Raw genomic sequence first — 13,781 nt, 5'->3', positions numbered from 1 at the left:
AGCTTTCAACAACCGCTCCCTTTTTATTAGAAAAAAAACGGGCGCTTAGCCGTTAGCAATATCATCCGCCGATTGCTTTATTCTGGTCAGCATATCGGACAAAGTTTTCTGCTCATCTTCTGAGAGGACCAGCATGATTTTCTTTTCCATCACTTCTGCTGCGGGCATGATCTGATCATAAAGATTCTCACCCGTCTGGCTGAGTATTAAATGGTGGGAACGGCCATCTGCGCTGTTAGGGCTTCTCGCCAATAATGCCCTGTCGACCAGATTTTTGACAGCGCGGTTAACCGTCACCTTGTCCATCAAAGTCGCCTCGACCAGTTCGCGCTGGGTCGAAACACCTCGGCTGCCCAGAACAGCCATGACACGCCACTCCGGTATTTTCAGACCGAATTTGCTTTTATAGTCATTGGATATCAGGTCGCTCACTGCATTCGATGTAGTGGACATTTGATAGGGTAAGAAGTCATCAAGTTTTCTGGCCATAGGGAATGTCTATTCAATCCTGGAGCGAAGTCCAATCCAAAATGTTCTGGGAAATGCTCGTTCTATAATATTCGTGTTGCTAATCGCGGTTTCTACGCGCGCGTTGAACAAATTTTCAACCCGCCCTTCGACCAACAGCCGATCACTCACTGCAAAAGCCACCCCGCCATCAACGGTAAATGCCTCGTCCAGTCGCTGGCTATTCTGGTCATCCTCGAACTGGCTGCTTATATATCGCAGGGATAGCGAGACACCTGTTCCGCTGTCCTGCTGCCAACGCAAACCGGCAGAAACATTATGTTTTGGTATCTGTGCCGGACGCAGACCATCAACCGGCGCGGCATCACCGGACCCGTTTACCCTGGCATCGGTATAGGCATAAGCCGCGCGGGCAGACAGATCTGTGACCAGATTGCCAAGGTCAAATGCCGTATCCACCTCAAACCCTTTTGACTCGATTGAATCAAGATTCTGGCGCTGGCTGTATGTTCCGTTTCCCGAAACAAAGCCTACTCCCGGGAATAATCCCGGTCCGTTGGCAATCGTGACATTGGCAACAGCGTCGTCCAGCTCGTTATAAAAAGCGGTGATACCGAGCGAAACAATCTCACCGCTCCAATCCAGTCCCAGTTCTGCGCCCTTGACCCGTTCCGGCTCCAGCAGCGCATTTGCCGCTGTTGCGTCTGCTCCGACGCGAAATGGCCGGAATAATTCGTTCAAAGTTGGCAAACGCCAGCCCAGATAGGCAGCTCCGCGCAACGTGAGCTGATGTGTTGCGTCAAACGCAAAGCCGCCGCGCGCGGTAAATTCGGTCCCGTCGCGATTGGCAAATCTCTCATCCGTCCGCACAGAACCGGGAAACGGGTTGATAAGTTCAATCTCGCGCAGAAAACCGTTATCTATGGTCCAATAGTCCATGCGCCCGCCGCCAGTCAGGGTCAGCGCCTCGCTGGCCTGCACACTGGCTTCGACAAATGCGCCGTAAATCGCTGTCGAGCCACCCGCATTGCGGCTACGGCGCGGAGTGTCATTATCCGCGAAAAAGTAATTTTCTTTCGTTTCCCCTTCTGTCCGCCGCCAGTCGCCACCGATACGCAGTTCGACATTTTCCCCGACCGGAGGCCGCACTTCAAACCGTGCGCCAAGTCCGGTGGATGGGACGCTATATTGTTCAAAGACCCGGCGCACACTATTGCGGTCATCCGCAACGCCGCCAAAGCTGACATCAAAATTGCGGATCTGGACATAGGCCAACGCCGACCATTGCCAGTCCGCGCTGCGGTTCACCAGCCGGATGCTGGCATCTGCGCCATCATTATGGTTTTCGCTAAATGCAAAGCCACGCTCACGGTCGTCGGTAAAGGCACGGACATTCGCCTGTAATTCGGTATTGCCGGTCAGCGGTGCAACATAGCGCACGGCCACGCCAGACTGTTCATATTCCGAGGGACGGTCAACATCACCGCGCTGGCTTTTGATAATCGGAATAAATCCATCACCGCGCGCATAGTTGGCAGAGATTGTCAGTTGCCCCTGCCCCAGTTCGCGGCCAAACAAAATGTCGCCTTCAACGCTGTCACGGCTGCCATAAGCTGCGCCCAGTTCAATCAAATTACCGACATTCTGACTGAACAGTTCGACCGTTCCGGCAATCGCTCCGGATCCTTCCGCGCCGCTGCCCCCGCCACGCGTTATACGGGCAGAGCCAAGCGCCAGCGCGTCATAGCCCGGCCACGCGACCCAGCCACCAAACGGGTCCGCTTGCGGCACACCGTCCAGCAACAACACAGCGCGGGACGAAGCATTTCCGCCCAGACCGCGTATCGTGATCCCCTGACTGGTGGGATTGGCTGTCCGCGCATCCGACCGGCGAAACTGCTGAAGCCCCGGCACATCGCGCAAGGCATTTTCAACGCGCGTTTCCCGGTCCAGCGCGATGACAGTCGTGCTATAGGCATCATCGGCATCGGGAAGTGGCAAGCCGGTGACAGTAATTTCAGATGACATCGCCAAGGCTTCGTCAGACGCCGCGCCATCCGATACATCAGCCCAAACAGGCGTGCTCAAAAGACAAACGGGCGCAAGGCATACAGACGCCAAAATAGATTTTTTCATTATGCTGGTTTTACCTGTTCGGGGGCTGCGTCATGGAACGCGGCCAGTTTATTGCATGCGGCATCAATCCGCACAAGTTTCGGAAATGCCGCCAGTTCAACTTCAAACCGGCGGCCATTGTAGATTTGTGGAACCAGACAGACATCTGCCAGATTGGGAGTATCGCCGCCAAAAAAACCACTATCCGGTGCCATGGCTTCCAACGCCTTGAAACCTTCACTCACCCAGTGGCGATACCAGCCGTCAATCGCTTGCTGATCCTGTCCCATTTCAGATTTAAGATATTTCAATATCCGCAGATTGTTGACCGGATGAATATCGGCCGCGACCACCATAGCCTGTGCCAATGTCCGGCTGCGTTCCAGCGGGTCACTTGATACCATCGGCGGTTCCGGGAATTTCGCATCAAGATAATCAATAATCGCCAATGACTGGGTCAAATCATGCCCGTCAATGTGCAGCATGGGCACAAATCCTTGCGGATTGCGCGCGATATAGCCGGCGCTTTTTGTGCTATCATCCAGCAAACTGGTCGGAGCGGATTGATAAGCAATATTTTTCAGGTTCAGCGCAATGCGGACACGATAGCTCGCGGAGCTGCGCCAATAGTCGAAAAGAATGATATCGCTCATGAGGGGTTTGTGCAGAGAAGGCAGCTAAATTGCAAGTAGCAGCTTAATCCCCACCAACATGGCCCCCGGTAATGGATATGTTACCGCTGGCTTCAACCGAAACACTGCGTCCGGTTCTTTTTGCCAGCGCATCCAGCCACGCCTGCCGGTGATGCAGTTTCGCTGCTACAGCAGGGTGGACATGCAGCTCCATCGCACCCGCTCCGCTGCCCGTCCGTTCCGCTTGACGCAATAATGCCAGAGTTGCGCTCAATACCCTGTCTGCTTGCACCACTTCAAGAACCGACGGGCCGGTCTTGCGCGCTACAACCTGCATAAATCCAAAGCCGTTAATCGCGGTCCGTTCGCAATTGCCGGTCATATATGAGTCAAAAATCGCGCAAACCTCTGTCCGCTCTGCTTTTGCGGTCAGGGTCGGGAAGTCCACGCCAATAGAGCCGCCAATATCAAAGCGTGTGAGAGCCAGTGCAACCTGCCGCGCAGCCCGCTTTGCCAGCTCAAACGGCGCAAGCGGTCCGTCGACATCAATCACCGTCATCGCGGGAGTGAGCGACAGGATCAGGCTACCACCGTCAAAATCCACGCGCCCCGTTTCGGCCTGTTCCATGGCTTCGTTCCAGCCATAATCCCCAAGAATATCTGGCTCATGTGCCTGAACATCATGTATCGGTTGGCCGTCCTGTTTCATCCGGTCCAACAGGCTTGGTCCTTTCGTCAATGCGCTACCCTTGGCCGCTGCTCGTGCCTTTGCCCGTTTTGATTGCCCGCCTTTTTCGTCCAAGGCCTCCCGCACAATTTCCACGCGCAGCGCCGCGCCTTCGGTCAAGCCGCTGGGCAATGGTTGCAACAGGCATTGCTCCCCGCTTTCCAGCGTGATGATGCCCGATCGGCCAGCGACCCATTGCTGGGTAAATTGCGCGTCAACAATCGAGCCCAGTCTCGCCCCAGTCCGTTCGCGTTCGATTCTGATCGCAGCCAACTCGTCATGCTCAATCCGTAACGCCCGGTTTTCACCGATACCGGCTTCATAAAGCCAGCCGTTTTGGAAGTCAGGCGCCATTTTGGTCTAGCGGATAACCGGAAGAAATGAGCAGATTGCGTGTCTCGTAGAGCGGCAAGCCCATGATCCCGCTAAAGCTGCCGCTGATCGAAATGACATAGGCTTCGGCAAGCCCTTGAATGGCATAGCCGCCTGCTTTGCCCAATCCTTCGCCCGAGCGGATATAGGTGTCAATCTCGCTGCGTTGAAACCGTTTGAACTTTATGATGCTGTCGGACAATTTCGTCCGCACCGTGCCGTCAGCGGCAATGATACAAACGCTCGACATCGTATGGTGCCGCCGTCCGCTTATTAGCTGTAAAAACTTGCGCTGCTGCGCTTCATCTTCCGCTTTGCCCAAAATCCGCCTGCCAACCGCGACGATTGTATCACCGGCGATCAGGATTTCGTCATCAGCGCGATCCACAGCAGCGGCTTTTTCCCGCGCCATCCGCACGGCATAATCATGGGGCAACTCGCCCTTTAATGGTGTTTCATCAATATCGGGGGATATGATCCGGTCAGGTGTCACCCCCAACCGGCCAAGCAATTCCAACCTGCGCGGACTGGACGAAGCGAGGACAAGTTTCATCGACATTTGGGTCATCCTGCTCTGACTACTATCTGATTAGCCGTCACAGCGGCCCGTATCACTTAAAGCGATAAGTGATGCGGCCCTTGGTCAGGTCATAAGGTGTGAGTTCAACGAGCACTTCATCGCCAACCAGCACACGGATACGGTTTTTACGCATTTTACCGGCGGTATGACCAAGCACTTCATGCCCATTTTCCAGTTCGACCCGGAACATCGCATTGGGGAGCAGTTCGCGAACTATCCCCTTCATTTCCAATAATTCTTCTTTTGCCATCCGGCTTTACTTCATCCCTATTGATTCGTGGCCTTTTCCACGTGTTGCGGTGCGCCATAAACCCAATTTCGGCAAAAGGGAAGGATTTGCTGCATGGCCGTCATCATCCCGATCCGCCTTTGCGACAAATTATTACAAACATTTAATTGATAAAAACAAGGCCGCACGGCATCCCGGTCATGTTCCCCCGATATCCCAACCTGTTAGAGCGTATAAAATGACTGACATGCTTTCCCCGTTTTCCGCAGTCCGGTTTGCCGGAACCAGTCTTCTGGTGCTTTCCTTTATGACGGCCAGTCCGGCACTGGCCCAATCGAACGACGAAGCATTCGATTATAATGATAATGACGATATTATCGTCATCGCCACGCGGTCACGCGGGTCTGTCATTACAGAAGTTCCACCGATAGTCGAACTGAATACAGAGGATATTGCCAGCTATGGCGTATCATCTGCTGCCGATCTTCTTGAGGAGCTAAGCGCACAAACCAGTTCCAGCCGTGGTCGCGGCAGCGGTCGGCCTATCGTCCTCATCAACGGTCTGCGTACATCGGGTTTCCGCGAAATCCGCGACCTGCCTTCCGAAGCCATTAAAAATGTGCAGGTCTTCCCCGAAGAACTCGCCCTGCAATATGGCTATCGCCCGGATCAGCGGGTCATCAACTTCATACTCAAAGAAAATTATACCGGTTTCAGCATAGAGGCCGAATATGGCACCCCCACAAGCGGTGGTCAGGGCAAATCGGAACTGGAATCCACCATCACCCGTATCGGAAAAAACAGCCGGTTAAACGTCAATGTAGAATATCAGAACCAGACCGCCATTACCGAGGCAGAGCGCGGCATTATTCAGGACGCGGCTGGTGAGCAAGTTGATCTGGGCCGTTTCCGCACATTGAGCGCGCCATCTGACAATCTGGAGCTTAACGCCACTTACAACCGCTCTTTGGGCAAAGGCGTGTCATTATCTTTGAACGGCGGCTATGTGTATGACAAATCGCGCGCGCTATCGGGGCTGGCCAGCGGCGCGATTGATATTCCGGCGAGCAGCCCCTTTGCCATATCACCGAATGACGAAAGCCTGTCCCGCTATTTCACGCAGTTTGATCCCTTGCGCCGGACGGTCGAAACCAACACAATACAGGGCGGAGCCGCCCTGAATGGCAGCCTGTCAAGCTGGCAATGGTCACTAACCGCCGATTACAGCCGCGCACAGGTGGATACAGCCACGGATAATTCGGGCGACCTTGGCGCGCTTCAGGCCGCGGTTGACAATGGCACCGCCAATCCGTTTGCAGTAGACTTCGGACCATTGCTTGCCCCTCCCGTTACCGACCATGCGCGCTCTGTCAGCAACACCCTCAATAGCCTTGCCACCGTATCGGGAACGCTGCTCTATCTGCCTTCCGGCGCGGTTACCACTACCTTGCGCGCAGGCTATAACCGGCAGGATCTGGACAGCCGCGATATAAGTGGCGGCGTGACCACGCTTGGCAGTCTGGGGCGGGATAATTTCAACGCCGGTATCAATATCGATATACCCCTTGCGAACGAGAATATCGATGTAGTGGACGCCATTGGCGAACTGTCGGTCAACGGCAATCTGGGCTATAGCGAATTGTCGGATTTTGGCGGTCTGCTTGAATATGGTTTTGGCCTGAACTGGCAGCCGGTGGATGGTCTGGTCTTTACCGCATCCGCGATTGGCGAAGAGGCTGCGCCTTCCATTCAACAGCTTGGCAATCCGGTCATTGTGACGCCCAATGTCTCTGTGTTCGATTTCACCAATGGCGAGACTGTTCTGGCTAATATCACCACCGGAGGAAATATTGCTCTGCCCGCTGAAAAGCGGCGGGATATAAAGCTGGCCGTAAATTACAGCCCGAAATGGTTTGATGATATGACATTTCTGGCCGAATATATTCGCAATAACAGCCAGAATGTCGCCTCCAGCTTTCCGTTGCTGACACCGGAAATTGAAGCCGCTTTTCCCGACCGCGTGACGCGCGATAGCAACGGTCGGTTAATCGCGATTGACCAGCGGCCAGTAAGTTACAGCAATGTTCGCAGCGAGAGCATCCGCTATGGCTTGCAATTTTCCAAACGCTTTAGCCAGCAGAGCGCAGGCGGTGGTCGCCGTGGTGGCCGGCGCGCTGCAACGCCAGCGGAAACGCCCTCACCAGTGACAACAGACGCATCGACACAAGCAAATGACAAGGCACCAGATAGAGAAACACCAAATGGAAAAACACCCGCCACAGCCAATGGCGCATCTTCATCCGAAACCCCGTCCCGTTCCGAACGTGGCTCGGCTACGCGGGGTTCTCGTGGGCGGGGTTCTCGTGGGCGGGGTTCAGGAGGTCGCGGTTCCGGCGGACGGAGCCACGGCGGCGGCTGGCGGTTATCGGCCTATCACACGGTCCACCTTGATGAACGCGTGCTGATTCGGCCAGGGGTCGAGGAGCTAGATCTGTTAAACGGTTCGGCCATTGGCTCAACCGGAGGCCAGCCGCGCCACAAATTTGAACTCAACGGCGGCTGGTTCAAAAACGGCCTTGGCTTCCGGATAAAGGGCGAGCATCAAACCGCAACCCGTGTCAATGGCGGTCTGACCGGTTCTGATCTGCGCTTTTCGGACCTGACGACGCTTAATTTGCGGGTGTTTATGAACCTTGATAATCGCGGCGATTTGACCGAGAAATTCACATTCCTGAAAGGGAGCCGGATATCGCTGCGCGTTGATAATATCTTCAACGATATTCAGGATGTTCGCGATAGTAGCGGCACGGTCCCGCTCCGTTATCAACCCGGTTATCTTGATCCGGTTGGCCGCTATGTCGAGGTAAGTTTTCGCAAACGATTCTGATAGGAAAACGACGGTTTGAGCTGTCCTACATCATTGCAGATGTGATATTATAATATGGTGGAACCGAAGTTCACTTCATGAAGCCCCGTCATGCTGAACTTGTTTCAGCATCAATCATGTTTTTCAAACGACGGTATTTTGGTCACGATAGACCCTGAAACAAGTTCAGGGTGACGATAGAAATAATGAAATAAGCTTCGGTTCTATCAAAATAGACGCGGCTCTTTCACATTTTTGAATATCATTTATTAACAATGACTTACGGGCATAAACATAGTGTGAATTGTGTGAACTTTGGAATAAGATTCATTTTACCAATGACAGCTTCCGCAAGATTCGCCAGCTCAACGCCTTTCCCTTATTATGCTTCGGGAAGCGGCCCGGCATTGTCGGGGTCATCCCCCATCCGCGTAGCATGTGGTTAAACGCATGGGCATCAGCCTCGGCAAAGCTCCAGTCCGAACGCCATGTTATCGACAGCGAAATGCTCGGCTCCGGTCCGTTTTTGACGAAATGCGGTGCCATCACTGGCACGAAAATCGCTTTACCGGGGGTGAGGTGAAACGCCTGCCCCTGACCGGCAAAATCTTCCCGCCACACCAAATTGCGCGGCCCGCCGGTGTGATAGGCTTCATGCGCCGTCGCCGGGGCATATATGCCATCACCAGCGGGAAAAACGGTCATCGTCTTTTCGCCGCGCAATTGCAGCAGGATATTATGTTCGGGATCAAAATGATAAGGCGTCATTGCGCCGGGCGATGAAACAAAAATAAAGCCCTGCGGTTGCAACATTTTGCCGGTCTTGCTTTCAAGGATCGGTTGAATTTCTGCTAAAAGCGACAGCAGTAGCGCCTCATATTCCGGTACTTGCTCGATATTTTTCAGCACAGCCCAGCTTGCCGAACTTTCGATATTTAATATCGTATCGGCTATCGACAGGCCATTTTCCGGCACATCTTCGGGATCAATCCCGACAGGTAGGTCGCCGGGATTATACTCAACGCTCGCTTTGGGCAGCGTGCTTCCTAGTCTTGCCAAAGCATCCAGCGTCAACAGCGCATTAGCGGTCATATTATGATCCAAAAGCTGCGGCTCTTCAGGATAGCTGGCCGCAAACTGTCGCTGCATTTCATTGCCAAAAACCGGCTGGTTAAATGCGTTTTTTTCAGGGATATAGTTCATTTTTCTGCCTGCATAATATCGGTTATTTCACGCCGCTTGATCCGGGCCATCAGCTCTTCGCCAAGACGCACACCGCGAAATATTGCGGATCGCGACAGACCTTTCAACTGGACTGAAAACCGCCCGATATGGCGGCGTCCTGACCACAGGCTGTCAATCATCGGATGGTCCTCTGCTGCGCAACTATCCATCCAGTCGCAATCCGGCTGATCAAGCATTTTAAGGTTTTCAAGCTGCAACAATACTCCCGGCGAAAAACGGGAATAGGCATCGTCAAAAGCGGTCTTGAACGAAAAGCTACCCGGCGGAGAACGGAAATTGACCAGCATCGCCAAGGGCTTGCCATCCAACCGCAAATCATGGCGTTCAAGCTGCCCGTAATGCGCCGCCCCTGTTAAGGCTTCGCCAAAAAAACTGCGGGTGTCGTCCGAACAATCAAGCGCAGACCCTTGTTGCCCCTTCCAGCCTGCTCGCTCCAGCGTAAGGAAGTCGTCAATCCAATCGTTCAGTCCGGTATCATCCCTATGACAGGAAAAACGAACCTCTCCCATCTCGCCCAGTCTTTTGGCCTGTCGGCGCAGCTCCTTGCGTTTCTTGGACCGGACGTTTGCTGTATAATAAGATTCTGCATCCAGATGGCTTTCGAGTAACGCCCGTGCCTCGCTATGCACCAGATCGCAACGGCGTTTTTCACCGGCACACACGGAACGCAAAGCCTGATCCAGCGGACCGCCGATTGTCAGACCCCTGATATGTAAAAACCCCTGCCAGCTCTGGTCATCCAATGTTGTTAGCAGTGCTGCCCAGAACTGGTTTTCAAATCCGCTACGCACCAGCGGCGTGCCTAGAAAACTGTTATGATGCGCCCAGTTTTGCACGAATGGCACGGGCCAGCGGCCCAATTGCCACGACGGTCCCACAGGCAGCAAGCCCAACAGATCGGATTTATGCGGAACGCCGGCCCAAAGTAAAAACAAGCGGAGGTCGGAATGGGTATAAAAAAGCTTGAGCGCCGGGCGAAGCATCCAGTGCTCGTAAAATATATTCGGCTCCGATGCGTTGCGCGCCAGCTTCTGCCACGCGGGTAGAAAATGGTCATTTATCGCAGCAATCGGCAATAATTCGGCGCAGGAAGAACTGGTCAGGCGCAGCCGGTCAGCAGCTATATAAGAAACTGCCTCATCACTCTGGGCCTGAAACCCGCCTGCATCCATATTCCGCATCCCTTTTGGTTCGCGGATTTCGCTATCAATAATAGGGTAATAACCGATTAACGACGTAATTTTTCACCGCCCAAAAGAAAGCCCCGCCGGAAATTATTTCCAGCGGGGCTTTTCAGACCAGTTATTGATTAAAATATCAAGCTTTATGCCGCCAGTGAAGCGAGTAACAGCAAGGCAACAATATTGGTGATTTTAATCATCGGGTTTACTGCCGGACCTGCTGTATCCTTGTAAGGATCGCCAACAGTATCGCCGGTTACGGCTGCTTTATGGGCCTCTGATCCCTTGCCGCCGTGATTGCCGTCTTCGATATATTTCTTCGCATTATCCCATGCACCGCCACCTGCTGTCATCGACAGGGCAACGAACAGACCGGAGACGATCACACCGAGCAACAATGCGCCCAAAGCAGCAAAGCCGTTTTCCTGACCTGCTACAGCGGTAATTACGAAATAAACCACAATAGGCGCCAGAACCGGTAATAGCGACGGCAGGATCATTTCCTTGATCGCTGCTTTGGTCACCAGATCCACCGTGCGGGCATAGTTGGGACGCGATGTGCCGTCCATAATGCCCTTGTCCGCTGCGAACTGTGCACGCACATCCTTCACAACGTCACCGGCAGCACGGCCCACAGCGGTCATGCCCATAGCCCCAAAGAGATAGGGCAAAAGCGCACCAAGCAGCAAACCGACAATTACATACGGGTTTTCAAGGCTGAAGCTAACCTGCAACTGCGGAAAAAACTCATTGAGATCTGCCGTGTATGCCGAGAACAGCACGAGCGCCGCCAGACCGGCAGAACCAATGGCATAGCCCTTGGTCACAGCTTTGGTAGTATTCCCAACCGCGTCAAGTGCATCGGTTTTATCCCGAACGCTCTCATCCAGACCGGCCATTTCGGCAATACCGCCAGCATTGTCGGTCACCGGCCCATAAGCATCAAGAGCCACAACCATACCGGCCAAAGCCAGCATGGATGTTGCGGCAAATGCGATACCGATCAAACCGGCAAGTTGATAGGCCACAACTATACCGACAACGATTACCAATGTTGGCAAAGCGGTTGCTTCCATCGAAATAGCCAACCCCTGGATCACGTTGGTTCCATGACCCGTTTCCGAGGATTTGGCGATAGAGCGCACTGGACGATATTGGGTTCCGGTATAATATTCGGTGATCCAGATGATCAATCCGGTAACCGCGAGACCAACCATCATCGACCAGAACAAGGTCATACCGGTGAAACCTCCAGAGCCGTCAATATCTGCACCGATAACGGCGTTCATATCGCCCACCGATTGCATGGTGACATAATAGATCGCCGGAATCGACAGAACAGCCGTGGTGATAAAGCCCTTGTAGAGAGCGCCCATGATGTTGTGGCTGCTACCCAGACGCACCATATAGGTACCGATGATAGAGGTAATAATACATACACCGCCCACAATCAAAGGCAAAGCCATCAGACTGTTGAGCATCGCATTACCAACAAGATTGCCGAACAATAGGGCCAATAGCACCATAGTAGCGCCAACAGTTACAACATAGGTTTCGAACAGGTCAGCGGCCATGCCAGCACAATCACCGACATTATCGCCCACATTATCGGCAATGGTTGCCGGATTGCGCGGATCATCTTCCGGAATACCGGCTTCAACCTTACCCACCAGATCGGCACCAACGTCTGCTGCCTTGGTAAAAATACCGCCGCCTAGACGCGCAAAAATCGAAATCAGCGAAGCACCGAACGCAAGAGCAACTAGCGCGTCAATGACTGTACGGCTGTTGGCTTCAAGGCCCAGATGCGTAGTCAGCACCCAGAAGAAAATAGAAATAGCAAGAAGGGCAAGGCCAGCAACCAGCAGACCGGTCACTGCACCGGCGCGAAACGCGACTGTCAGGCCGGTTTGCAAACTCTCGCTCGCAGCCTGGGCAGTGCGGACATTCGCGCGAACCGAAATATTCATGCCAATATAACCGGCAACGCCAGACAATATCGCCCCGACCAGAAATCCGATGGTGGATATTACTCCGAGGAACAGAAAAACGAGGACCGCCACAACAACGCCGACAACACCAATCGCACGATATTGACGGTTTAGATAAGCCTGTGCTCCTTCCTGAATAGCAGCAGCAATATCTTGCATTTTTTCATTGCCAGCCGGCGCACCCAGCACCTGACGGCTTGTGATAAATCCATATAATACGGCAATTAAGCCGCAGATAATCGAAATGGTGACAACAGTCATTGCTGTTTTCCTCCCCTATTATTTTTTACTGATATCTCTCTCTGAATTGGGATGATATCTCAGAAACTTATATAGCGTGGACTGCATGGCGCAAGCCCTGTTTTAATAGCATTTCCGAGCATAAGGGATATTTGTATCCCGACAGTAAACAAGGGGTCAGGCGTGCACAAAGCCTAAATTCTCCGGCAGTTTCACCGGTTCATCGCCACTAATCAGCGACACACCCGACCCTGCACGACAATGGCCAATACATGTCAGGTCAATCGGCAACACCGTTTCCGGACGCGCGGTAAGCAGCAGTTGATAGTCATCTCCGCCAGTCGCCGCGCTCATTCTGGCGTTTTCACCATCGCCAAAGACTGTCTTAAACGCCGATGACAACGGGATCCGTTCAAGATCAATCTCCAGATTAACCTCGCTCGCTTTGGCAATTCTGGCCGCATCGAGCAAAAGCCCATCAGAAATGTCCATCATGGCGCTGACTAAAGACGACAGAGCGCGGCCTTCATCCAATTTCGGATCAGGCCGGTTATAGGCTTTCAACAAGGCTTTAGATGTCTCGCCATCAACATTATTCGTCCGTCCGCTGGCGATCTGTAATCCAGCCCAAGCGTCCCCGATATTCCCTGTCACATATATAGCATGTCCGGGCGCTGCATCATTACGGGCAGGAACGATATGGCCCTTTGCTTCACCAAAGGCAGTAAGGGACAATATGCGCTTGCCGCCCTCTCCTACCGAGACAGTGTCCCCGCCGAGCAAGGGTATACGAAAATGGCCAATCGCTTCTTTTAACCCACGGACAAAGGCTGTGTCCCAAGCGTCATCACCAGCCTTGCTATAGCCCATAATCAAGCCAAGCGGTTTAGCACCCTTAGCCGCAAGATCAGAGAGGTTTACAGCAATCAGCTTCCACGCCACATCTACGGGATCTGCGTTCGACAAGAAGTGGACATCCTCGACCAGCATATCATGCGTCATGACCAGCTTGTGCCGGCCAAAAGGCAATACCGCTGCATCATCAGCCAGTCCACGTGCCGCTGGGTGGGTCGCCAGTGTTTTCAACTGGTCTATAAAATCAAATTCGGTCAGGGCTACCCCCAAATAAAATGAT

The 13,781-nt window shown here is 53.3% G+C and carries 11 protein-coding genes; 1 reads left to right on the top strand and 10 read right to left on the bottom strand.

Features of this window, described 5'->3' with window-relative positions:
• Positions 1–45: 45 nt before the first annotated feature.
• From AB1K62_RS09125 to infA, 6 genes are read right to left on the bottom strand one after another with little or no spacing between them, the layout of a single operon-like run.
• Positions 46–489: a MarR family winged helix-turn-helix transcriptional regulator gene (locus tag AB1K62_RS09125; RefSeq protein ID WP_367003155.1), complete on the bottom strand. Its 444-nt coding sequence runs from the start codon at positions 487–489 to the stop codon at positions 46–48.
• Between the two features lie 9 nt (positions 490–498).
• Positions 499–2,604 carry a TonB-dependent receptor gene (locus tag AB1K62_RS09120; protein WP_367003152.1) on the bottom strand — a complete coding sequence of 702 codons (2,106 nt, stop codon included), beginning with the start codon at positions 2,602–2,604 and terminating at the stop codon, positions 499–501.
• Positions 2,604–3,236, bottom strand: a complete 633-nt coding sequence (gene maiA / locus AB1K62_RS09115) for a maleylacetoacetate isomerase (RefSeq protein ID WP_367003150.1) — start codon at positions 3,234–3,236, stop codon at positions 2,604–2,606. Before maiA ends, AB1K62_RS09120 begins: the two co-directional genes overlap by 1 nt.
• 43 nt (positions 3,237–3,279) lie before the next feature.
• Positions 3,280–4,296 (bottom strand): ribonuclease E/G, encoded by a 1,017-nt coding sequence (locus AB1K62_RS09110; RefSeq protein ID WP_367003147.1) that lies wholly within the window; start codon positions 4,294–4,296, stop codon positions 3,280–3,282.
• A complete protein-coding gene (locus AB1K62_RS09105) occupies positions 4,286–4,867 on the bottom strand; it encodes a nucleoside triphosphate pyrophosphatase (protein WP_367003349.1) in 582 nt (193 codons plus the stop codon). The genes AB1K62_RS09110 and AB1K62_RS09105 overlap by 11 nt, the downstream gene beginning before the upstream one ends.
• A gap of 58 nt (positions 4,868–4,925) precedes the next feature.
• On the bottom strand, positions 4,926–5,144 hold the full coding sequence (gene infA, locus AB1K62_RS09100) for a translation initiation factor IF-1 (protein ID WP_367003145.1): 219 nt from the start codon (positions 5,142–5,144) through the stop codon (positions 4,926–4,928).
• 217 nt (positions 5,145–5,361) lie between these two features.
• On the opposite strand from infA, the gene AB1K62_RS09095 reads away from it, so the two are divergent.
• Positions 5,362–8,010 carry a TonB-dependent receptor gene (locus AB1K62_RS09095; protein WP_367003143.1) on the top strand — a complete coding sequence of 883 codons (2,649 nt, stop codon included), beginning with the start codon at positions 5,362–5,364 and terminating at the stop codon, positions 8,008–8,010.
• A 306-nt stretch (positions 8,011–8,316) separates the two neighbouring features.
• Here the strand turns inward: AB1K62_RS09095 and AB1K62_RS09090 are convergent, their stop codons facing one another.
• From AB1K62_RS09090 to thiL, 4 genes are all read right to left on the bottom strand, one after another.
• Positions 8,317–9,192 carry a transcriptional regulator gene (locus AB1K62_RS09090; protein WP_367003141.1) on the bottom strand — a complete coding sequence of 292 codons (876 nt, stop codon included), beginning with the start codon at positions 9,190–9,192 and terminating at the stop codon, positions 8,317–8,319.
• Positions 9,189–10,406 (bottom strand): GNAT family N-acetyltransferase, encoded by a 1,218-nt coding sequence (locus tag AB1K62_RS09085; protein ID WP_367003139.1) that lies wholly within the window; start codon positions 10,404–10,406, stop codon positions 9,189–9,191. Before AB1K62_RS09085 ends, AB1K62_RS09090 begins: the two co-directional genes overlap by 4 nt.
• Positions 10,407–10,558: 152 nt before the next feature.
• Entirely contained in the window at positions 10,559–12,667 is a 2,109-nt protein-coding gene (locus AB1K62_RS09080; protein ID WP_367003137.1) for a sodium-translocating pyrophosphatase, read from the bottom strand.
• 156 nt (positions 12,668–12,823) lie between these two features.
• Positions 12,824–13,771: a thiamine-phosphate kinase gene (gene thiL, locus AB1K62_RS09075; protein WP_367003135.1), complete on the bottom strand. Its 948-nt coding sequence runs from the start codon at positions 13,769–13,771 to the stop codon at positions 12,824–12,826.
• Between the last annotated feature and the right edge of the window lie 10 nt (positions 13,772–13,781).

The sequence above is a fragment of the Parasphingorhabdus sp. JC815 genome (genome assembly GCF_040717415.1).
GTDB lineage: Bacteria > Pseudomonadota > Alphaproteobacteria > Sphingomonadales > Sphingomonadaceae > Parasphingorhabdus.
Note: the sequence above shows the minus strand (reverse complement) of the source record. Positions and strands in the feature narration are given on the sequence as shown.

Excerpts from the sequence above, each read along its gene's own strand:
- AB1K62_RS09125 (WP_367003155.1), bottom strand. The coding sequence starts at position 489 with ATGGCCAGAAAACTTGATGACTTCTTACCCTATCAAATGTCCACTACA.
- AB1K62_RS09120 (WP_367003152.1), bottom strand. The coding sequence starts at position 2,604 with ATGAAAAAATCTATTTTGGCGTCTGTATGCCTTGCGCCCGTTTGTCTT.
- maiA (WP_367003150.1), bottom strand. The coding sequence starts at position 3,236 with ATGAGCGATATCATTCTTTTCGACTATTGGCGCAGCTCCGCGAGCTAT.
- AB1K62_RS09110 (WP_367003147.1), bottom strand. The coding sequence starts at position 4,296 with ATGGCGCCTGACTTCCAAAACGGCTGGCTTTATGAAGCCGGTATCGGT.
- AB1K62_RS09105 (WP_367003349.1), bottom strand. The coding sequence starts at position 4,867 with ATGAAACTTGTCCTCGCTTCGTCCAGTCCGCGCAGGTTGGAATTGCTT.
- infA (WP_367003145.1), bottom strand. The coding sequence starts at position 5,144 with ATGGCAAAAGAAGAATTATTGGAAATGAAGGGGATAGTTCGCGAACTG.
- AB1K62_RS09095 (WP_367003143.1), top strand. The coding sequence starts at position 5,362 with ATGACTGACATGCTTTCCCCGTTTTCCGCAGTCCGGTTTGCCGGAACC.
- AB1K62_RS09090 (WP_367003141.1), bottom strand. The coding sequence starts at position 9,192 with ATGAACTATATCCCTGAAAAAAACGCATTTAACCAGCCGGTTTTTGGC.
- AB1K62_RS09085 (WP_367003139.1), bottom strand. The coding sequence starts at position 10,406 with ATGGATGCAGGCGGGTTTCAGGCCCAGAGTGATGAGGCAGTTTCTTAT.
- AB1K62_RS09080 (WP_367003137.1), bottom strand. The coding sequence starts at position 12,667 with ATGACTGTTGTCACCATTTCGATTATCTGCGGCTTAATTGCCGTATTA.